25 protein-coding genes are annotated in these 19409 nt (G+C 32.4%); 15 read left to right on the top strand and 10 right to left on the bottom strand.

Translation table 11 applies throughout. The features are described 5' to 3' along the window. Positions 1-1354: 1354 nt before the first annotated feature. A complete protein-coding gene (locus F1Z66_RS12220; RefSeq protein WP_149863898.1) occupies positions 1355-1594 on the bottom strand; it encodes a hypothetical protein in 240 nt (79 codons plus the stop codon). Between the two features lie 34 nt (positions 1595-1628). On the opposite strand from F1Z66_RS12220, the gene F1Z66_RS12215 reads away from it, so the two are divergent. Further along, a complete protein-coding gene (locus F1Z66_RS12215; RefSeq protein WP_149863897.1) occupies positions 1629-1892 on the top strand; it encodes a hypothetical protein in 264 nt (87 codons plus the stop codon). Here the strand turns inward: F1Z66_RS12215 and F1Z66_RS12210 are convergent. Continuing rightward, on the bottom strand, positions 1855-2082 hold the full coding sequence (locus tag F1Z66_RS12210) for a hypothetical protein (RefSeq protein WP_149863896.1): 228 nt from the start codon (positions 2080-2082) through the stop codon (positions 1855-1857). The genes F1Z66_RS12215 and F1Z66_RS12210 overlap by 38 nt on opposite strands. Before the next feature lie 236 nt (positions 2083-2318). After that, positions 2319-2786: a pyridoxamine 5'-phosphate oxidase family protein gene (locus F1Z66_RS12205; RefSeq protein WP_149863895.1), complete on the bottom strand. Its 468-nt coding sequence runs from the start codon at positions 2784-2786 to the stop codon at positions 2319-2321. Between the two features lie 793 nt (positions 2787-3579). On the opposite strand from F1Z66_RS12205, the gene F1Z66_RS16110 reads away from it, so the two are divergent. Beyond that, a complete protein-coding gene (locus tag F1Z66_RS16110) occupies positions 3580-3834 on the top strand; it encodes a Rid family hydrolase (RefSeq protein WP_201448620.1) in 255 nt (84 codons plus the stop codon). Positions 3835-4039: 205 nt separating this feature from the next. On the opposite strand, the gene F1Z66_RS12195 is transcribed toward F1Z66_RS16110, so the two are convergent. Together F1Z66_RS12195 and F1Z66_RS12190 are read right to left on the bottom strand one after the other, a co-directional pair. Next, positions 4040-4402 carry a DDE-type integrase/transposase/recombinase gene (locus F1Z66_RS12195; RefSeq protein WP_149863894.1) on the bottom strand — a complete coding sequence of 121 codons (363 nt, stop codon included), beginning with the start codon at positions 4400-4402 and terminating at the stop codon, positions 4040-4042. Between the two features lie 48 nt (positions 4403-4450). Further along, entirely contained in the window at positions 4451-4654 is a 204-nt protein-coding gene (locus tag F1Z66_RS12190) for a hypothetical protein (RefSeq protein ID WP_149863893.1), read from the bottom strand. A 489-nt stretch (positions 4655-5143) separates the two neighbouring features. Between F1Z66_RS12190 and F1Z66_RS12185 the strand changes: the two genes are divergently transcribed. From F1Z66_RS12185 to F1Z66_RS12175, 3 genes are all read left to right on the top strand, one after another. After that, on the top strand, positions 5144-5419 hold the full coding sequence (locus tag F1Z66_RS12185) for a hypothetical protein (RefSeq protein WP_149863892.1): 276 nt from the start codon (positions 5144-5146) through the stop codon (positions 5417-5419). A gap of 622 nt (positions 5420-6041) precedes the next feature. Continuing rightward, positions 6042-6326 (top strand): hypothetical protein, encoded by a 285-nt coding sequence (locus tag F1Z66_RS12180; RefSeq protein WP_149863891.1) that lies wholly within the window; start codon positions 6042-6044, stop codon positions 6324-6326. Between the two features lie 219 nt (positions 6327-6545). Continuing rightward, the gene (locus F1Z66_RS12175) at positions 6546-6782 is read left to right on the top strand and encodes a hypothetical protein (RefSeq protein ID WP_149863890.1); all 237 of its coding nucleotides are present in this window, start codon (positions 6546-6548) and stop codon (positions 6780-6782) included. A gap of 555 nt (positions 6783-7337) precedes the next feature. On the opposite strand, the gene F1Z66_RS12170 is transcribed toward F1Z66_RS12175, so the two are convergent. Together F1Z66_RS12170 and F1Z66_RS12165 are read right to left on the bottom strand one after the other, a co-directional pair. After that, entirely contained in the window at positions 7338-7598 is a 261-nt protein-coding gene (locus tag F1Z66_RS12170) for a hypothetical protein (RefSeq protein WP_149863889.1), read from the bottom strand. Then, positions 7564-7959 (bottom strand): DDE-type integrase/transposase/recombinase, encoded by a 396-nt coding sequence (locus F1Z66_RS12165; RefSeq protein ID WP_149863888.1) that lies wholly within the window; start codon positions 7957-7959, stop codon positions 7564-7566. The genes F1Z66_RS12170 and F1Z66_RS12165 overlap by 35 nt, the downstream gene beginning before the upstream one ends. A 111-nt stretch (positions 7960-8070) precedes the next feature. Between F1Z66_RS12165 and F1Z66_RS15640 the strand changes: the two genes are divergently transcribed. Then, entirely contained in the window at positions 8071-8235 is a 165-nt protein-coding gene (locus F1Z66_RS15640) for a hypothetical protein (protein WP_154670562.1), read from the top strand. An 858-nt stretch (positions 8236-9093) separates the two neighbouring features. Here the strand turns inward: F1Z66_RS15640 and F1Z66_RS12160 are convergent. Beyond that, the gene (locus tag F1Z66_RS12160; protein WP_149863887.1) at positions 9094-9411 is read right to left on the bottom strand and encodes a hypothetical protein; all 318 of its coding nucleotides are present in this window, start codon (positions 9409-9411) and stop codon (positions 9094-9096) included. A gap of 524 nt (positions 9412-9935) precedes the next feature. On the opposite strand from F1Z66_RS12160, the gene F1Z66_RS12155 reads away from it, so the two are divergent. The 9 genes from F1Z66_RS12155 to F1Z66_RS12115 all read left to right on the top strand — a co-directional run bounded on the left by F1Z66_RS12155 (position 9936) and on the right by F1Z66_RS12115 (position 18655). Then, the gene (locus tag F1Z66_RS12155; protein WP_149863886.1) at positions 9936-10217 is read left to right on the top strand and encodes a hypothetical protein; all 282 of its coding nucleotides are present in this window, start codon (positions 9936-9938) and stop codon (positions 10215-10217) included. Between the two features lie 8 nt (positions 10218-10225). Next, positions 10226-10477, top strand: coding sequence for a hypothetical protein (locus F1Z66_RS12150; protein WP_149863885.1), 252 nt, complete (start codon positions 10226-10228; stop codon positions 10475-10477). Beyond that, positions 10474-10860: a hypothetical protein gene (locus tag F1Z66_RS12145; protein ID WP_149863884.1), complete on the top strand. Its 387-nt coding sequence runs from the start codon at positions 10474-10476 to the stop codon at positions 10858-10860. Before F1Z66_RS12150 ends, F1Z66_RS12145 begins: the two co-directional genes overlap by 4 nt. Before the next feature lie 1086 nt (positions 10861-11946). Further along, the gene (locus tag F1Z66_RS12140) at positions 11947-12330 is read left to right on the top strand and encodes a response regulator (protein ID WP_149863883.1); all 384 of its coding nucleotides are present in this window, start codon (positions 11947-11949) and stop codon (positions 12328-12330) included. A 1588-nt stretch (positions 12331-13918) separates the two neighbouring features. Continuing rightward, positions 13919-14260, top strand: a complete 342-nt coding sequence (locus F1Z66_RS12135) for a hypothetical protein (RefSeq protein ID WP_149863882.1) — start codon at positions 13919-13921, stop codon at positions 14258-14260. A gap of 492 nt (positions 14261-14752) precedes the next feature. Further along, a complete protein-coding gene (locus F1Z66_RS12130) occupies positions 14753-15184 on the top strand; it encodes a hypothetical protein (RefSeq protein ID WP_149863881.1) in 432 nt (143 codons plus the stop codon). 138 nt (positions 15185-15322) lie between these two features. Beyond that, on the top strand, positions 15323-16357 hold the full coding sequence (locus F1Z66_RS12125) for a NosD domain-containing protein (protein WP_149863880.1): 1035 nt from the start codon (positions 15323-15325) through the stop codon (positions 16355-16357). A 791-nt stretch (positions 16358-17148) separates the two neighbouring features. Beyond that, the gene (locus F1Z66_RS12120) at positions 17149-17538 is read left to right on the top strand and encodes a hypothetical protein (protein WP_149863879.1); all 390 of its coding nucleotides are present in this window, start codon (positions 17149-17151) and stop codon (positions 17536-17538) included. Between the two features lie 193 nt (positions 17539-17731). Beyond that, positions 17732-18655, top strand: coding sequence for a hypothetical protein (locus F1Z66_RS12115; protein WP_149863878.1), 924 nt, complete (start codon positions 17732-17734; stop codon positions 18653-18655). Positions 18656-18660: 5 nt separating this feature from the next. Here the strand turns inward: F1Z66_RS12115 and F1Z66_RS12110 are convergent, their stop codons facing one another. Continuing rightward, positions 18661-18900, bottom strand: coding sequence for a hypothetical protein (locus F1Z66_RS12110; RefSeq protein ID WP_134482855.1), 240 nt, complete (start codon positions 18898-18900; stop codon positions 18661-18663). 96 nt (positions 18901-18996) lie between these two features. After that, complete coding sequence (locus F1Z66_RS12105) at positions 18997-19254, bottom strand: hypothetical protein (RefSeq protein WP_149863877.1); 258 nt, start codon at positions 19252-19254, stop codon at positions 18997-18999. Positions 19255-19409: the final 155 nt, after the last annotated feature.

The raw sequence follows: 19409 nt of genomic DNA, 5'->3' as shown, positions 1-19409 counted from the left end.
GATAGTAGGAAGATGGAAGATTATGGTTATGGACAATCCTTGCTTTCACTTCCTTCTGGATACAGGTCACAGTTTAGCAAGAGAGATAAGAAGCTATATTTCTATCGAATTTTGGGATAGGCTCTAAATATAGATATTGTAATGATAAATTGTTTAGTAGGTATATCTGTCGACAATAAAGTGCAAATAATAATTATATAAAAGATCTGTAAATGAGTACCAGACAAATTTTTCAACAATATATTTGATCTATTAATGATAAGTAGGATATTTGATCTTTTAAAACATTTTGAATTCTAAGATTGTTCTTACTATTTTACTTTATTTTTCTAGCCTAAGATCTTATCACCTACCAATAGAAATCACCTAATAAGGTCATATTGAGCCAAATCTATTTTAATTGCAATTATTTGCGAATGAGTGCGGTTTATTTATATTAAAGATGTTGGATTAAACGTTAAGGACAAGAACAGCATGACTGTGGGTAACGGTCCAAATCATTACTCCTGTAACCTCAACGTGTTGCTTTATTTACACTGATAGTGGCGGACCGTTATCTTTTCTATAAGTACTAACCGAATCAAAAAGATGATGAGCAAACAACTATTGGTCCTTTTTATATCATACTTATGTCTCAACAAGTAATCTCTAGAATTACCTAATGCACATTACTAAAAGGGAACACACTAGTTTGCAATTAATTACACCATTTTTATATTTTAGGTAACTTATCTGTATTTACGCAAGTCTCTCTGATGTCAAATGCAACTGAATAATGAGATATCTGTCTATCACTGCATGAGCGTTAAGCACAATAGTGGTCTACAACCTTCATCATTAAAATGGATGTTCCATCTGGTTCATCAAGCTATGTGCAATGGCTATTAATCGGCTGTGGATCACTATAATCGTGCAGTGGAAATAAAGATATGAGATACTGTAATGATTATGATTTGGCATCATTCACATTCGGATTACAATATTTATATGCAATTTGATTCACCTATCGATTGCTTATCACCCAAAGACCACATACGTCTTGGCTTTCCCGTTTGGCCAAATATATACATGAATACATTGATTATAGTCTCTTAGCGATTGCAGTTGAAAGTTGTCGTCAAATCATGAAATTGCAATTGTTTGCAATTAAATGCTTGGGTATTATATTCAAGTATTCAGATAAGGTTAATGCGCCGAAATTACCTTTTACTCCTTGTCAAAGGTGACGGCTTACCAATCCACTGTAAATGTGGGTTATTCACACGGAAAGCCGTCACTGTATAGTAGATACTATGAGATTTTTTTAATACAACAGGATTGGACTGCAACACCATACATAAGGTGATATGATTACTCAATCTTTATGATTGGTGTTTAATACCGATATGGATTTTTTCCACATCAAACCCCCTAAGATTCCGACCCAAATGAAATAGATTATCATAAAGATACCCAATTCAGTTGTTAGTCCACTAGAACCTTGATCAGATACATCTAAGCCAGCATAAATAGTGGCAGCACCAGTGACAACTCCTGCTATCCCAATCGACCTGCTAATAATATTGCTCTTTAGAATCGCAATACCAAAGATCAATCCTACCGTACCCTGGAGAATACGAAAGTAACTGTTGGTACCTATCTCGATAAACCTGACTCCTTCTGCAACGCCAAATATGATAGATTACTCATTAGAAGGAGCAGACATCCAAGCATCTACTGTGAGCTTATTACCAATCCCATCTACAGCCTGGAATATGGCAAATACACTGGCAGTCATTTTAGATAATGCAAGACCAATCAATGCTAGTACAGAAACTAAGTTTGATTCTGATTATACGAGTAAGCGAGAAAGAGCTATAACCCTCCAGCAAAAACCATTATTACCCTTGTAAATTGGCCAATATGAACTGCTATCCATGAATCATCGCTGGCATATGTTGTAAATACTTGAACAAAATTAGATGGATCTTCAGTTGAAGCATGTGAAATGGTAGATATAATTGCTATAATCGAGCCTAAAATTAGAGATATTGACCCTATTCTAAGTAAAGATCGTTGAAATTGGTAGATATTTTGTGTCATACTAAAATAAACTCCCATATTTGAACAGATAATTGTCCGTTTACTGAGAAGCTGACGTAAACAATTTAAAGTTTATGTGTTCAATTAAAGGAAAAATGTCCCTTTCTAGTCCTCTTTGCTATTATTTATTTTGAGTGTAATGGAGAAAGGAAATAAATTGAGTTATAAGTATGTGTTATCCAAAGGCTTTGCATCTCATTGTTTGATTAAAACTAATCTTCGGTGGAATTTGTTTACTATTTCCTTAAATCCCATGTGGAGTAATATTTTGGAAAGATTTCCAGAACAACTGACTGTCCGCTTTTCTGCATATCCAATAGAGTCTGTGCTACAGGATGTTCCGTATTTCCCAAGTACTTCATCATTATTTTCTCCGCAATTGGGACATTGAAGTTAATATCTTCATGAATCTTAACATCGGCTTTTCCACGTACACCTCTTGGTGCATTTGGATCATCAATACAAAAGTAAACAATTGCATTGTTTCTGAGGTTATCTGTTTTCTTGGACTGTTTTGATGTTTCAAGATATATTCTGTTATTTTCAGTATCGTAGTAATACCATACAGGATGAACGTTTGGATAGCCTGACTTATCCAGAGTTCCAAGATGAAGGTTTAATTTGCCAGTTGTGAGGAATTTTACTGTTTCTTGCTCATTAAGAGGTACACCAAGTCCTGGATTCCCATTTAGAATTTTTAACATGTAAAATACGGTGTAATAATCTATTTAAATTACATCAAGAGAGAAACGGCTCTGTTCAGGCCTACTAACAGGACTTTCTAAGATTAATAGGATATTGATAATACAAAATCGACAACATATGTCAATCAAAATAGGAAATTTGATGGTTTCCATAAATGATTAGCGAGATAAAAAAGATTATACCAAAATCATAAAAACTAATCAATGGGTAATAAAATATTCATGAAAATATTGTTGATCAATGTAATACTGGATATTTTCACTTATTAAAATAAACTAGAGATATTGATACTCAATAATGTTGAGCAATTGAACCTTATGATATATTACATCAAGTTCTAAAACAACATCAAAATGAGTCAAAACGTATCGCCAGGAAGGGTGACAATTTCTTTCCAATAATTCATTTTTCCTAAAATCTACTCTAATTAATAGCATATCATCATATCATATAATACCTCTTTACCGCACTTCTCTATACTTTTTCCTCATCCCACATCCACCGAATGCCCTTGTTCTTAGTTTGTAGTTACATCACGGACAATATGCATTATCATTCCACTCGATGAATATTTCACAAGTAGTGCACCTCTCCCGGCATTCATTATTCTGGCTGGAACACCCTGATTTCTTTTTGCTTTATACCTAAGGCATATTCCATTACAAATTGTACATATTAGAAATAGAGATAGATCTTTGATGGGAATGAAGATGTACTTAATTTAACAATTCATTCTTCAACTCATCTAACACCGACCATATCCTTTTAGTATCAGTGTTAAAGACAATCCATATGAGAGAAAATATTTCTTCTGGAACAAAATGGGAATCAGAAGTAGGATATTCCAGATTAGTTAAGGCGGGACCCATGATATTTGTATCAGGAACAACTTCTGTGGATGAAAATGGAAATATTGTAGTGATAGGAGATTCATCTGAACAAGCCAAGTTCATAATTAAAAAGATAGAGAAATCATTAAAGGAAGTAAATGCAACTTTGTTAAATGTAGTTAGAACTCGAATCTTTATAACCAATATTGAAGATTGAACATTGATAGGCAAAGCCCATGCAGAATTCTTTCTCGATATTAAGCCAGCCTCCACGATGGTAGAAGTAAAACGATTGATCCGGAGTTAAGAGTCGGGTTAGAAGCAGATGCTATTCTCATTGAATCTGACTATAGCAAGAATAGTTTTTGAGAAAACCAGTTATTAACTCCTATTTACTTATTTCGAATTTGAGATTGGCACTGTTAACTTAAGCATATCATATCTTCATTGTGACGATTAACAAATAAATTTAACCAGTTCAATACATGTTTTAGTTTACAACCTATCTTTTTACATGGAAAGTAGTCGTCAAAGATTTCTGTCCTGTCCTTGATATACTGCATAGTTCTTTCAATCAGACTTTTCTCGTATGAGGAATGGATATGGTGTTTTAGTTTTAGGAATTTACATGCCATCGGGTACCATGTACCACCATCAGTAGAAACGGTATGTTTCCCATGAATCTTGACTATCCTTGATATGAATCTCTCTGCGATAAGCATATTCCTTTCTCTGGATACAGTTACTGCGAGAATTTGCCTGTTTTCTGGCTCTATTGATTGCAACCCATAGCCACAAATATTCCGAACCAACTTTAAGCAATGTCTCGTCAACTATGTATTCTGAAATCCTTTTTCTTTTTGAGAATACCTTGGATGGTATTTCTGAATCCACTTCCATACTGCAACATGACTTCTCTTTACCTTGCGTAGACAAAATATTGCTTTGGAAATACTTCTGGTTGATAAACCAAGAAAGTACAAATACAAAGCATGGTCAATATCTAAAGAAGGTGTTCTGTTTCTTTTATCCAACATAATCGAGATAGAGCATCTTCAAGCTATAACATTTTCTTAAGTTAACAGAGCCGCCTTGTCGATAGTGAGGTTTATCTATCTAAAAGCAAGCAATAAATAGCAATAGGTGGGAATAATGATTCTATTAAGTATTGATTCATAATATTATGTAGCAAAATAGGGGAGATATGTACGATAGTTAATCCCAAAAAGGTTGAAATTTTAAGTGTTGAAGACGCGGTAAAGGAGATAGGTGAAGCAAAGTATGGATTACACTATCTGGTAATATATCCTAACCAAGAAACATTTAGGGATTTTTACACTTATTACTTTCAGAGACAAATTAACCTCAAAAATGAGATTGTCCTGTTCAATCCTTTTTATGAAACGATAGGTAAAGTTAAACAGAACCTTTCAATAGGCCATATTGGCGTAGATAACTATCGGTATGATAGTGACATTTCTCTGATAATAGCTGATTCGTTGGATCAGTATTTTGGAAAGGTGCCGATGGTTGAATTCTCTAAAAGATTGTTCAAGGTTGATGTAAAGAAGCGAAAAGGGGGGGTTTCCATTGTTTCTGACATGGGTTCTTACTTTTACAAAGCACTACATCAAGAATTAGTAGGTTATGAATTATCGTTACCACAAGAATTTGATGTATCGTTAAAGGGTCTTTGTATTTACAACCAACTTGACTTTGATAATGCATTTACTAACAAACAAAAACAAGAATTAATTAACCATCACAATAAAAGCATAAAGTTAATTGCATCGGAATGTTAATTGGAATATGGTATTAACTTGAATACCGGTTTTTGAAATGGACATCTTTGTAGTGGTTGATTAATTGGGAAAGTGTCCGCTAGTTCCATATCAGAAAAGTGTATATCTTGAATCCCTCCCTTTAGCCTCAAAAATACATATGAAACTTAAAAGGGAAGATATAACCCTAATATTTGAAAGCCTAAATTATTAACAAATCCCGAGACTTCATCCTTCAGGTAGAGGATGAGTAAGATTTATCCAAATATTTCTCACTTTTCTACAGGCAATGGAGTTAAATGTGGATTTATTCTTAGACTTCAGAAAAACAATCCATCTTTATTCCTCACCCTTTGACTTAAATTCTGTAATTCTTGCAGATTTTTGTATGGAAGAATTGAGTAGTTTTGAATTTGCTTAGAGATTAGACGAGCATAGGCATTTGAACTACTAGTTTAATTGGTCAGTCAATCTATCCAATTTGTTAGATACTCTCAAAAGCCGAAATATATTTGCAAAATAAACTATTAAAATTATCAAAATTAAATATAACTTATCTAATTTTTGCACATATTTACTTTAAATTTTCTGTTGTTTCTAAAACCTCCAAAGAAGATTTAAAGTACAAGAGGTGTCATAAATTATGGACAAAACATCTATTTCTCAAGAAGAAAATGGTGCTTTGCGTAATGCTGAAACTTTTGTATTAGATAAGCTATTTGACAAAAGTGGGCTTGATGACTATTTAGTCAATTTAGGAGAATTAATTACATCGATAGATACTGCATTATATCCACTACTAGATCAAGCGATTGAGGATTTAGTTGCTCAAAGCTTGATTCGTTCTGAAGATGGTGAAAACTATCAAATAATGCCAGATGGTATTAACGAATTAAAGAATAGAAAGAGAGAACCAATACCACTTTAGTTAACAGACAATCTATCTAATTCAGTAAGAACTAGATATCAAAGCCATATCGAGTTAATGCTTTGTACAATAATAAATCATTAATTGAAAAGATCGAAGAAATTATAAGTTGGGTTGAATTGATGCCTAAAATTTAGATTAACATATAAAGTGTTACTAAAACAATATTTCATAATACTTTTATGAAAGAATCTTCTATATTATGGTTAGTCATGAAAGATGGATCCTGAAATTTCATCAAGTGTTGGCGATTTTGTAAAATTCGAAAAGTTAAGAGACAATTTTGAATGGTTTTATTCTAATTATGAAGAATTAAAAAGAAATTTTAATAACCAATACGTAGCAATTAAAGACAAATGCCAGATAGATAATGATTACGATCTTGAGATGTTATTAAAGAGACTTAATTTATCAAACTGCGATCAATCTATTGATATCGAATTTGTAAACAAATAATGTCAGATAATTGATATAGGTGTTCTAAGATATATTTTCAAAAATTTATTGATTTCAGGATTTTTACCATGATCAGTTTCTTATCTTCTAATAGGAGATGATTTTACCATGATAAAGTTTTTCAGTCCTACCGACTATATTCCTTGCAAGAATTGTTCGCATTCTAGAAAACTTCATTATATCAATACCGAACTTCCTAGATGCACTGTGAGTGGCTGCCTGTGTAGCGCTTACAGGAGATACATCTAAACTATTTACCATGTAAATAAAATAGAATAGGACACATAATTGCCCATCGATTTTAGTGCAAATGAGGCAAGATGGTAGACCTTGGGACAGACAAGTGACTATTAACCGTCGCATAAGTTTATGTGACCAACCAGACCATTTTAGTATGAGTTCCCTTCCTTGCATAAAAAAATGAAAAATTTAACTTCTGAGAAGTCAATTAGAGAATTTGACATATAGTTACAAATGTTAAAACAACTTGTGACACATTGGTGTTCAGTTTTCAACATAATCTATAAAACCATACAAGAAAACTATTGGCTCTGTTCAGTTAACAGGTTTTAATTCCTTGTTGTGATAGTCGACAAACAGGTTCAACCAGTTTTTTACGTGTTTTAGTTTGCAGTTCTTTAGCCTGCAGGGAAAGTAATCATCGAAACTTTCAGTTCTGTCCTTGATATACTGCATTGTTCTTTCAATCAAGTTTTTTTCATAGGAGGAATGGAGATGGTGTTCTAATTTAAGGAATTGACAAGCCATGGGATACCAAGTACTACCATCTGTTGAAACTGGATACATGCTTTCCATAGTCTCTGACTATGTTTGACAGAAACCGTTGCGCAACAAACATGTTTCTCTCCTTAGAAATGGATAGTGAGAGAATTTCCTTACTTTTCGCATCTATTGCAACCCATAACCACGTGTATTCTGAACCAACCTTAAGCAATGTTTCATCTACAATGAATTCACATATCCTTCTTTGTTTTGTCTTGATAATCTTAGGTTGGTACTTTTGAATCCAGTTCCAGATAGTGACATGATTTCGTTTGATACAGTATGATAATCTTTCAGATGTTTTCCTAAGAGAAAGACCTGAAAAATACAAATACAAATACAAATACAAACCATAGCATATGTATTTTGAAGGTGTTCTGTTTCTAGTATTCATAAAAGAGATAGGACATCTTCAAGCTATAGACTTGACGCTAAATGAACAGAGCCAAACTATTGTATGGTTTTATATAATAAGAATATCAAATAAAATACTCTTTGAACTAGTATGAATAAAATAAACTTATTTGCAATCACTACTGTTCTTGCAATGACCTTGCCAATGGTTATTGGAACTTTTGTGACTACTAAAGTTGCTCAAATAGCAACTACTTCAGGTACTGCTCGTGCCAAACATGTTGGACTAGGAGTGTTACCATGTGGTGTTGTTTAAAACACAACGACAAATAACGCAACAACTAGTGGATACTGAGAATTTAACGATACCAACATGGGTTAAGAAACCATAAAAGTTAAAGAATTATTCAACCTCTCTTTTATATTTTATTTTACTTCTTTAGATGTTACTATTTATAATATTTTAAAACAAATTCTCCTTAATCCTTTTTCGAGGAATAATCTTATGAGTCACAAAAAATGTGTACTCAGCCTAATAATCAAAACCTCAAAAGCAATTTCATAAATATATCATATCCGCCTTTCAGTAAGAAATTAATGTTCCGATTTGCTTTGCATCTTAAATATAATAAAACTGCATGATGTTAACGGTTCACAAATGGATGAAGAGCGCGCACTTTACAGGAAGGATTTTGAACCGTTACACGGATTTTTAATCATGCAGTAATAAACAGATCTCATTATTCAGTTTTGTATATGGAAGTCGGCGAAACAGTATAATAAACTTATCAGTTACCTAAAATATAAGCAAAGTGTGATCAATTGCAAACTATAGTATTCTAAATTTACGTTAGATTTATTTTTCTTGTTTAAGTTTAACCACAATGAGACTGTTGACCTCACTCCAGTATTTTCCAAAAAGAATTTCTTGCAATAAAACCAGCCATTGTCGACTATCTAATATCTTGATTATCTGTTTTCAATTTCACATAACTACATTCCCAGAGGGCAATAATAAGTTTCGATACAGTTTGGTGCAGTTTTAAAAAGTTTCTGGATAGGGAAATTATTATGGCTATCTAATCAATGTTTTCTGTACTACTAAATAGAGTTCCATTTTTAGCTAAGGGCAATAAAGGCCTAAAGGTTTCTCCATTATCGTTACTAATTCTCATTACAGGATCGTTTTAGGTTGGTTTCTCTCCCACCACGTAACATACACGTTACTATCAGACGCTTGTATTTTAACATCTTCCGATTCTGAATTTGGAGTATTACTTAGATTAATTTTATCATCAAATGTAGCACCATTATCATTGGATGCTCTAAACAAAACTTCATTGTTTCCAGATTTGTTGGTCCACCAGGCTACGTACACATTATCCGAGGATACAGCAATAGGAGCGTCAATTACCAAAGATGTGTGTCTTCTATCGGAAAATAGTTGAGCATTAGCTTCAGAATTTAGAAAATTAACACTGCACGAAGTCATCGCTAATAATGTACCTGTAATTATTATCAATATCATACAAATTCTAACAAAATGTTGCATACATCTTAACAGATAGAATAAATAATGTTAAGGTAGATATATGTTTTGTTAGGATCATTTTATCTTCATCCAGCCTCACTCGATTATTGCGAATTTGTTCAATTCATCCTTTAAATCGGATAATTACAATCATTATCTTTACCATTTCCTTGAAAATACGGTCATTTTTGAAATTTGAATTTGGTTTTACGAAAATAATCTCGCCTTACTATTTTTATATAAAGACAAAAAACCAAGGGAGGATCGTTTACTTTGCACTCGTGAGTTACTACTTACAAAACATATTCTATGAGAAATTGAGCGTTACTATCAATAGCGGGTTCAAAGAATTCATTGTCAAGTATTGTTATAGAAATACCACTCTAAATTTCATAGTTTGATTCTACAATTATTAGAGTATTAGAGTATTAGAGTATCGCAACTAGTTAGCAAATCAAATATATTTTTTCTAAAATAATTAAGATGTGAATAAAACAATTATTCATAATCAAAACAAGAACAAAAAACTTTTAGTAACAATAATTGCAATCGTGGTCGCGTTAGCATTAGTCATGAGTCCCATTATGGACGCTAATGATGCTCTGGCTAATCATAAAAAGAATGGAAATAAAGCATCACAATCCATATCCCAATCACAATTGTCAAATCAGAACAGTGAGGTAGTGTCTGGTGGTAACAGTATTGACTATGGTAACAACTTCAATTTCCAAAACCAGGAAAATTTTGGTAATAATGTGTTAGCATAGGACTAATCATGATGAAAACAATATCAATTACCGTTAGTGCAATTTTAATAACATTTTCCATTATTATGATATTTAGTGCATCATTTCAAGGGGTAGTCAATGCCGCTTCAACTAATGCTAGTGCTGGTGGAGATGGCGCAAGTTGGGATAAGTATACCCCTCAAAATATAACAATCAACTCGGGCGAAAGCATCACGTGGACCAACCCCATGAAGGTTACAGAACCTCATACGGTCACTATAGTTAAGGATAAGAAATGATCCCACCTCTTCTCGCTCCCTTTAGCGTTTCAAATAAGACTGAATTAACTGCTGCAATACAATCTCCCAATGTTGAACCAACAATAATACCTGACGCCTCAAACTCCAGTAACAAAATAATGATAGTGGATAATCTTAGAGCCTCTGCTCCAGTCGTAGTTGACAGTACTAGAACTAATGTAACTCACCTTCCGCCCAACTCAAATTATTCCTTTAGCGGCGATGAAAGTTATGTCAATTCCGGCTGGATGTTTCCAAAGGGAGAGGTACCCCCTGGTGCATCACCAATTACATCGTTCACAGTGACTTTTGAAAACCCGGGGACTTATTACTATATCTGTGTACTTCATCCTTGGATGTCCGGAACTGTTAATGTAAATTAGATCTACAATTAGATCAAAATCTATCTTTTTTAAAAATATTATACAGTATCATTAACTTGATGTCTGTACAAATCCATTGGATAATAATTATGTATTATTCCTTTTAAATTATGTTCATAAATAAGATCATAATATTTAATCACCAGAGAGTATGAAGTATTTTATGGGAAATCTTTAGTTTATTAGAAATAATATATTGGTATAAAACATCTCAAAACTATTAACGACTAATCCAACGGTAACATTAAACTCGATTATTAAACCATATTGGCTTTGCTAATAGAACCACCATTGAGATTATATGTATGAAGAGTGTCTAGAAAAGGGTAGTTTAAAGTACTATGATCTTGACTATTAATTCACATAATATAATGATTGATAAACCAAAATCTTTTGGTGTTATGTTTTTCAGATGATATACAAACGACTAAATGGGAATTAAAAAAAATAAGAATTTAATAAGCAATGGAAGTATGAAACCAAGTCAAAGGCAAAGACCCTTAGAGAGTGGATCTTAGGTTAAGTTTTAATACATTTCATGGTATTTATGCTCATTTGCTTATTAAAGTTCATTATATTATCGTTTTTTAGAATTTGCTCGCAGTCAAGATGTGACAAAATAGGACTAGTGTTACTCAAAATTGGGCTAGCCAGCGAGATCATTACTAAGAATGTATGGAGAAGGTGACGAAGTTGAAATATGGTCTAAAATAGCTGTCTTAACATTACCAATAGGCTTGTTACAGAATCGGTCATTAGATAAACTCTGATATAGATTATGCTAGGATAAATATTCCTAGGATTGCAAATGTGAAGTTTGAGAGTCAACACCTTCAAACAAACGAAAATGATCTATACTTTGGTGCTAATTGATATTGAGGAAGTAAGATCAACAATAAGTGAAATACTCCAAAATGAGTTTTAATATAAACAAAGTATTAATAAAATTCGAATCACATCTAATTAATTCGATATTTGTTCTCATATAAAGTTAAAATTCAATTAAATGACCGAATTATCTAGTTTCATTAAAATAATTTAATATAAATCCCAAAATCTTAAATATATAATATTGTCAAAGAAATCATGCCCCGACCTCATCAGTCTGTTATGGTGATAGATGATGAAATAGAACTTGGAGAATTATATAGTAGATTTTTAGAGTTGAGTGGGTTTAACTGTGTGTACTTTACCGAACCTGATGAGGCATTAAATGAGTTTGTGAGGAATTTTGATAACTATAGTCTGATAATTACAGATTTTAAAATGCCTAGTATAGATGGACTAGAATTTACCCGAAGGATACGTCAATACAATAAGACAATCAAGGTCGTATTAGTTACTGCATTCTTAACAGACGAAAATTTAGAGCATGCAGAGATAAAGGAATCTGGAATAGATACTGTGATAGAAAAACCCTTTCGTTTAAAGGATTTAGAACCAATCATTAAAGAAATTTCTTTTACGTAGAATTTATTAATGGTTCAATATATTTGCAAAAATTTTTTTCCTCTTAGGTAAAAAAGTGTGATCCCTTATCTAGTATTAAGGCTGTTTATTTCACATTATTACTTAAATGGATTTATATAAATGCGTTCTGAACAAAATACTTGTACCTTACATCTTCTTTATTGCCATTATAGTGTTTACTAGTTCCGATCCTTCCTTGTAAATTACGCAACTTAAAATATCTAAATTGTCGGTATGATTTTCAATTAAAGCTATTCCATCAAGTTCATTCACTTTTTTTTGATTGGGTATCGGTTATGAACCCTTTAACTTCCTCATGGTCCATCAACAGAATGATGATTTAAAGGATGCATATTCGACCTTTGGACTTGTCAGTCATTAACTGCAAATAGGGTAGGCAAAATGAAATTTAGTGATGGGGATGGGTATTTTTTCTTCTTATCATCCCTCCCTTATAAACATAATTTTTAGATTAATAAGTTCAAAATGCATACTTAAATAAATTATTTCTATAAAGATTATCTTTTTTAGTAAATAATGCTCTAATTTTTTAGTAATTGACAATCAATCAACCTCTGTTAACCTAAGAAAATGATACAACTCGAAGATGCTCTATTTCTGTTATGTAAAGCAAAAGAAACAGAACACCTTCTTTAGATATTAGTAGCGCTTTGTATTTGTATTTTCTTGGATTATTTAACCAGAGGCGTTGCCAAAGCAATGTTCTTTCCATATAAAGTTAAGAGAAGTCATGTAGACATCTGAAATTGGATTCAGAAACATAATCATCAATGGGTATCAGCAATGAGTAAGAAAATTTCAGAATACATTGTAGATGAAACCATTTTACAGGTTGGCTCAAAATACATATTGGCTTTGGATAGCAATAGAGCCTAAAAAAGTAAGGAAATTCTCCCACTCTTTTTTGCTAAAAATATCCAAGGAAGGAGACTTGTTTGTCGTCCAAAGATTCATTACTTGCGAGTTTAGTCAAAGCACATGAATAGGATTTACTGATTTTCATTAATGGTGAAAGAACAAGGTGTCTCCGGCCTGTAGGTTCCTAAAGACAAGATATCAGTTCATTCTGTTTTTGCAAAATAAGGGAAAAGTCTGATTGAAAGAGTCATACAATATTTTAAGTACAGAACTGAAGGTTTCGATGATTTCTTTTCATGTCAAAAAGCAATCTGTAAAACAAATCCTGTGATAAATTGATTGAATCAATTTGTATATAAGCACAATAAGGATATGATGGCTTAAGTTAACGGAGCATTATTCATAATAAAATTGGCGGCCAAATTGACCATTGGTGATTGAGTTTATTCAACCAAGTATTGTGGATTAAATTTGCTCAAATTTTTAACTTGGATCTTTTTTCATGTTCAATGGTTGAGTTTTGGAGAATGTTTTGAGTCCTTGTATTTCAAAAATATTTCTTATGGTGACCTCAATTTAAGGTCTAAGTCTATTATTATTATAGAAAAAATTACAATATGATTCATATGAAAGCATCGTATTAAACCTAATTATACAGATATTTTTCAAATATTGTTAAATGGCTATAACTCTGGGGTCTAGTTCAATTGTGCAACCATCTGATCTTGAGGATGATTTAAGGTATCGTTCTAAATTGATTGAGGAATGCAACCACCTTTTGAAAAGCTTTGACAATGGTACTTATTTGGTTTCATGGAATGGAGTACTGCCTGGAGAAAAGAATCAAATGAAAAATCATGGGGCAAGAAAAATAGGAATCAAAGTTGACTCTCTAATATATTATGGAAAGTTCATTCATCCATGGAAACCATATGTGGTAAAAAAAATACGAATTGAAGGGAAAGATTTCTCTTGGTTAAAAACGTGGAAAACAGAACAAATTGCTAGTTTGTTAAGGGAGATTAAATCTTTAAATTCTGAAATCAATTGAGTTAATCTTTTTTTAACCTGAAACTTTGACAGTTACTTTACTATTAGTTATTTACCGAACTTGAGGAATGTATTTGTGGGATTAACTTTAACTAATTACTTGCTTTTAAACTACAGTAAATTTAATTAGTTGTAAATTTTTGAGGTCCATAATTTGCCTGGGGCCTCAGCAAGGATCCTAACCATCACAATTTCTATACATGTTGTCAAAATCATCAAAATACTGTGCATATAGTTATTAAATTTGGCTGAACATGGTAAATGATTAAACAGGGGAAAATCGTTCCCAAAAATGAAAATATACTACAGCAAAAGTGAAAGTAATTGATCGATTAGAATATAAGTCTGAAAACCATTTTGAATTTTATTTTGGTTATGGGCTTAGTATAAAGTGTTTCAACATCAAATTAAATTTACAAGAATCAACAATGTACTATACCAAAACCCTTCTATTTAACATAAATTGCATTGGTTACAACTATTCATAATTAAAATGGTAAGTTTGTTAGAGTACCTTCCAATCATAACTTCTGGACTTTTACTTCTATCTATCTTAACTTTAGTAGTCAATAGGAAAAACCTGAGGCTTCAAAGCGAATACCAGATTTATGCGAGGATGATTGAAGCACGACTCAAGTTGGAAACTTCTGAACCTTTCATTAACATGGCAAAGGAGAGTCCTTTTTTTGCAGATAGATTTGCATTAGTAGACAGTCCCGATCAATTTTACATGTTGCGAGCATACATTGACTTATATGAATTCATTTTTCTGTTACACAAAACAAAGGTAATTGATGATCAGCTCTGGACAAGGTGGATGTCATCGGCAAAGGCGATGAAATCTATCCCAAAGTTTTTAACGGTATGGGATAAGACCAAATCAGTTCATTCACCTGATTTTGTAAAATTTATAGATTCTCTCTAGACCTCCATGTTCGTTTCGATTTCAGACCATTCATGAATAGGATAAAAATATAACAATCATCAATTAGAAATACAATGTCATTTGTTATTAGAAAATTACTGAAAATCGATATATTTTTTCAGAATATACATATTGTAAATGGCAACACAAAGCAAGAAAATCATACCGATTGCAATACTAGCAACTTTACTAGTTTTAAGCTTCACGGTTTCCTCATCAACTTCTTTGTCCTTTGCTCAAAGGGATGGAAGCAGTGGTGGAAATCAAGCTGCAGCTCAAAACAGTGAAGATGGAGATAACGACTCATCAAGTGGAATTAGTCAATCAAGTTCTAGCTCCCAAAGTTCTGAATGCTTATCTGAGGGAAATACTGTAGGTAGCTGCAACAATATCAGCGTACAAGCAAATCAAAACAGCAATTCTGATGAAGAAGAAGCTGACCAAGTAACAACTACACCACAAACTGCTACCGCAAGTGCAGTTGAAGAGGAACAACCAGTAAGCGCTAGTGTTTCATGTGGGGAAGTAATAACTCAAAGCGTTAGTTTGACATCAAACTTGGATTGTAAAACAGACGGTCTAATTGTCGGAGCAGATGGTATCACAATAGACTTAAATGGTCATACGATATCCGGTCCAGGAGTAGCAACATCTAAAGTTGGAATAATGCTCAGTGACCAAGACGACGTAAAGATCAATGGTCCAGGAATTATTCAGAACTTCCAAGCAGGTGTATTGAACACTGGTGGTCAAGATGATAAAATTAATCAAGTAACATTTACTAAAAACCAAATTGGCTCATTTAACACCGGCTCTGCAAATACAGGAATAGAGGCTAACTCGTTCTTTGGCAACAATATTGGAGTCGCATCACACTCGTCAACTGGTTCAAAGTTATTGTATAACCTCTTTACAGGAAACGATTTGGCTGGAGTTACCTTTGTAAATTCTGCAACCAATGAAGTAACATCTAACACAATTCAAGGTTCAGTCAGCGGATTGTTCTTTGATGGACAAAGTAGAGACAATGTAGTGAATTCAAACAATATTATCAATAACGGTGGAGTAGATATAAATAACGCAAACGGGCTCCCATTGAATGTCAATAACAACCAATTCAATGACAATAGATGTAACACATCAGTACCAGCAGGCCTCTGCCTAGGGAAATAAACAATTTCTCTATTTTTGAATCATCACTCTAAATTTTTATTTAATTTTAAAGTTAAAAAAAATTAATATTTAATAATCATTAATTTTTGGTTTTTAGTGACTTGATTTTTGAACAGAATAAATAAATAAAATTAAAATATTGAAAAATACTCCTGCACTTTGAATGAACACTGTTGTTCTTAAAATTTAAATAATTTGTGTATCAGATGGTGGTTTAAATCGTTCACTATCTTATGATCTTATTAAAAAAACTAACATCGCGGTTATTGATACCAATAATAATACTAATTATTGAAAATTTCTAAAGCAAAAAATACTACAATTTGAAAACCATTATTAGTTTAATTTATATCTGATTAAATTACCATTATTGGAATTCAATATCTCTTGTTTTGATGAAATGCTGAATGAAAGAATAATGAACCTGCCAAGGCCCTTTTAATATCGGATCCCATCCTTTTTGAAAGTCCATTTTTTGTTTACTAAATATTGATGAAGACATAAATATATTTAAAAATATTAGAAAATTTTGATTATACTAATTTGTAAAGCTTAATATATTTTCAAATAACTTCTGGGTTGGCGGAAGAAAGCATAAAGAATATCAAATCATAGATTCTACAATATATTTTATTTAAGAACGTTTTAGTCATCGTTAAAATTAATGTATATCCTAGTTTGCATTTCCTTTTATAAAAACTTGATATTTTGTTATTTTGTCGATGCCATACATTCGACATTATTTCTAGGTATCAGATAAATTATTATACAATCTATATAATAGACAATAAATGGATGGTATTAGTGATATTGTCAAAAAGTTTGATGAATTTGAAAAATCTATGAAAGACGGATTGCCGAAGGTCGACACCCGATTGATAATTGACATGCTCCATAGAATTAAAAAGGACGATTCGCCAATGTATACAATTGAAATTTTCTTAAATGATAGACCAGATACAAACAAAATAAAGACAATTATTGAAGAGGGATTAGGAGTAATGCCTGCATTTTACGACCACGGTACTCACATTGTGGTCGCCCACAGATTTAACCTGCAGATGCTGGAATACTTGTCCAATAATCTGAATGTTGAAAAAATTAGGGGGACATTTACTGGAGGAGGTAGAGGTGCTTCAATTGGTCCTGTGTTTGAGAGGGATGATCAAGCTGACTACTGAAAATCAGTAAAATCAATTTATTTTGCAACGGTTTAATTGATTTATGCAGTTTACTTGGATTTGAATTAAATATCCAAATTTAATCATGAAGAATAAAATTACTAAAAACACAGTTACGGCATGAATCAGGTCAACTAAATAATCTTGAACTGTTTAAGTTGATATCATTCTAGAAAAAAGACCATCTTGGGATATGGATAATACCACGAAAATTTGGGAATTTCTACAGGATAATTATTCTGAAACTGATTGCGCCCTTATCGGATGTCATGCAGATCCTAAAATAACTTCGCATGAATGTTGCGAATTCGACATATTATCATTTAATGAGAACCCAAGACCAAATTTACATCCTCAGACCCAGTTTCATAATATACGAGGTGAGACAAAAACATCCATATTCGAAGTGATAATGGTTGGGAAAAATAATTTCTATTCCAATGCTGACTTGGGATATTCAGAATATGCTCCATTTCCAAGATCATCATTAAGATCCACCTCTTTTGATCACTTTGAAAGGAAAAAGGAATTATTTTGCCAATCGATTCAATTTAAAAATAGAACCAACATTATAAGGAATATTTACAGCATTAGCAAAGTAATACATGATCTGAATAAGGAGAACAGCAATACAGATATACTATCTCTTGATATCAAAATTTGCTCACTTTTGACTCTCACAAGTCTTTTACAATGGTACCTAAAGAAGGAATTAAGACCCTCACATATGCGCGAGCAAATCCAACTCGTTTTAGAAAATGAAAATTCAAAAGTATCGGAGGCAATCACCTGCATACTGGATATCATTGATTCGGAGAGGATAAACAAGTCCACCATATCAAGAAGTGAAAGGTCCATCATGATGTTATTAAACAAAGATAAACAATCAAAGCCATCTCTAATTGCAGAAAAAATAAATTATTTTAAATTAAAGGGCAAGCACTTTGATGCGATGTTACTAGTGTACGATTTCGCAATACAATATTATCAAAAAACCCCTGTTAGCGACCGATATAATGAGGTGTTAAAACGTGCTATTGATGTGCAAAATAAAGAAAAAATAACTTGGTTGAAAGAAATGAAACTACTTTTAAAGTTTAACAAAAATCTACTATAAAGTAATTATTGAATCACTATTGCTTGCTCTAGTGGTTCAACTGTTTTATTTCTTGCTCTAAGCTTAGCTTTGTATTTTAAGTTTCTTGGTTTTGTTCTTAATCTGTATCCACAGCATGGACACCATAGACCATCCCACTTAATGAATATTTCACAAATTTGACATCTTTTTTGACCGCTAGCATAACGCCCCGATCCCACAGGCTTTTGAGCTTTGTGTCTGATACAAATACCTTTACAAGTCATACTTGAAAACCATAGAAATGTCGCCTATCTTCCTTATAAACTTATATAAGCTTCAGTAGATATTTATAAGCATTTAAAAAATTAAAAATGGATTTTTTAAGCGGTCACAGAAACGTTCTTTGCTTGAAACAATTCATGCATTGTCATGTACTCGTCTAGCTTCATTCTGATATCATCTTCAGATGTATCGTCCATACCGGAAAATCCCGCTTTGAAACTAATTTTATTGCCTGAGACATTGACATCTGAAACTTCCATATCAGCATAAACGTTTCCCATTTCATTCACCCATTCTTGTGCTTCGTTTTGATCAAATCCCTCTGCATCTATATTCACATTAAACATCTTGGTCATCTTATACCACTGCTTTTTTTTTAATTAGGATGTTTATAAAGGTGCCGTAGGCTCATCAGATCATATAAATTAAACAATTCAAACATTTATCCACTATTTGTTTCCTTATAGTTTAATTGCTATCTTGCTTGAATCCATATATTAAGACAATAAGG

The organism is Candidatus Nitrosocosmicus agrestis (assembly GCF_008389435.1).
GTDB classification, from domain to species: domain Archaea; phylum Thermoproteota; class Nitrososphaeria; order Nitrososphaerales; family Nitrososphaeraceae; genus Nitrosocosmicus; species Nitrosocosmicus agrestis.
The sequence above is the reverse complement of the archived record's forward strand: the minus strand, read 5'-3'. Positions and strand labels throughout refer to the sequence as shown.

What these genes read in the sequence shown, in the direction of transcription:
- F1Z66_RS12210 (WP_149863896.1), bottom strand. Translation starts at nt 2,082, where the DNA reads ATGACACAAAATATCTACCAATTTCAACGATCTTTACTTAGAATAGGG.
- F1Z66_RS12205 (WP_149863895.1), bottom strand. Translation starts at nt 2,786, where the DNA reads ATGTTAAAAATTCTAAATGGGAATCCAGGACTTGGTGTACCTCTTAAT.
- F1Z66_RS16110 (WP_201448620.1), top strand. Translation starts at nt 3,580, where the DNA reads ATGAGAGAAAATATTTCTTCTGGAACAAAATGGGAATCAGAAGTAGGA.
- F1Z66_RS12190 (WP_149863893.1), bottom strand. Translation starts at nt 4,654, where the DNA reads ATGTTGGATAAAAGAAACAGAACACCTTCTTTAGATATTGACCATGCT.
- F1Z66_RS12185 (WP_149863892.1), top strand. Translation starts at nt 5,144, where the DNA reads ATGGTTGAATTCTCTAAAAGATTGTTCAAGGTTGATGTAAAGAAGCGA.
- F1Z66_RS12180 (WP_149863891.1), top strand. Translation starts at nt 6,042, where the DNA reads ATGGACAAAACATCTATTTCTCAAGAAGAAAATGGTGCTTTGCGTAAT.
- F1Z66_RS12175 (WP_149863890.1), top strand. Translation starts at nt 6,546, where the DNA reads ATGGATCCTGAAATTTCATCAAGTGTTGGCGATTTTGTAAAATTCGAA.
- F1Z66_RS12170 (WP_149863889.1), bottom strand. Translation starts at nt 7,598, where the DNA reads ATGGAAAGCATGTATCCAGTTTCAACAGATGGTAGTACTTGGTATCCC.
- F1Z66_RS12165 (WP_149863888.1), bottom strand. Translation starts at nt 7,959, where the DNA reads ATGAATACTAGAAACAGAACACCTTCAAAATACATATGCTATGGTTTG.
- F1Z66_RS15640 (WP_154670562.1), top strand. Translation starts at nt 8,071, where the DNA reads ATGAATAAAATAAACTTATTTGCAATCACTACTGTTCTTGCAATGACC.
- F1Z66_RS12160 (WP_149863887.1), bottom strand. Translation starts at nt 9,411, where the DNA reads ATGACTTCGTGCAGTGTTAATTTTCTAAATTCTGAAGCTAATGCTCAA.
- F1Z66_RS12150 (WP_149863885.1), top strand. Translation starts at nt 10,226, where the DNA reads ATGATGAAAACAATATCAATTACCGTTAGTGCAATTTTAATAACATTT.
- F1Z66_RS12145 (WP_149863884.1), top strand. Translation starts at nt 10,474, where the DNA reads ATGATCCCACCTCTTCTCGCTCCCTTTAGCGTTTCAAATAAGACTGAA.
- F1Z66_RS12140 (WP_149863883.1), top strand. Translation starts at nt 11,947, where the DNA reads ATGCCCCGACCTCATCAGTCTGTTATGGTGATAGATGATGAAATAGAA.
- F1Z66_RS12130 (WP_149863881.1), top strand. Translation starts at nt 14,753, where the DNA reads ATGGTAAGTTTGTTAGAGTACCTTCCAATCATAACTTCTGGACTTTTA.
- F1Z66_RS12125 (WP_149863880.1), top strand. Translation starts at nt 15,323, where the DNA reads ATGGCAACACAAAGCAAGAAAATCATACCGATTGCAATACTAGCAACT.
- F1Z66_RS12120 (WP_149863879.1), top strand. Translation starts at nt 17,149, where the DNA reads ATGGATGGTATTAGTGATATTGTCAAAAAGTTTGATGAATTTGAAAAA.
- F1Z66_RS12115 (WP_149863878.1), top strand. Translation starts at nt 17,732, where the DNA reads ATGGATAATACCACGAAAATTTGGGAATTTCTACAGGATAATTATTCT.
- F1Z66_RS12110 (WP_134482855.1), bottom strand. Translation starts at nt 18,900, where the DNA reads ATGACTTGTAAAGGTATTTGTATCAGACACAAAGCTCAAAAGCCTGTG.
- F1Z66_RS12105 (WP_149863877.1), bottom strand. Translation starts at nt 19,254, where the DNA reads ATGACCAAGATGTTTAATGTGAATATAGATGCAGAGGGATTTGATCAA.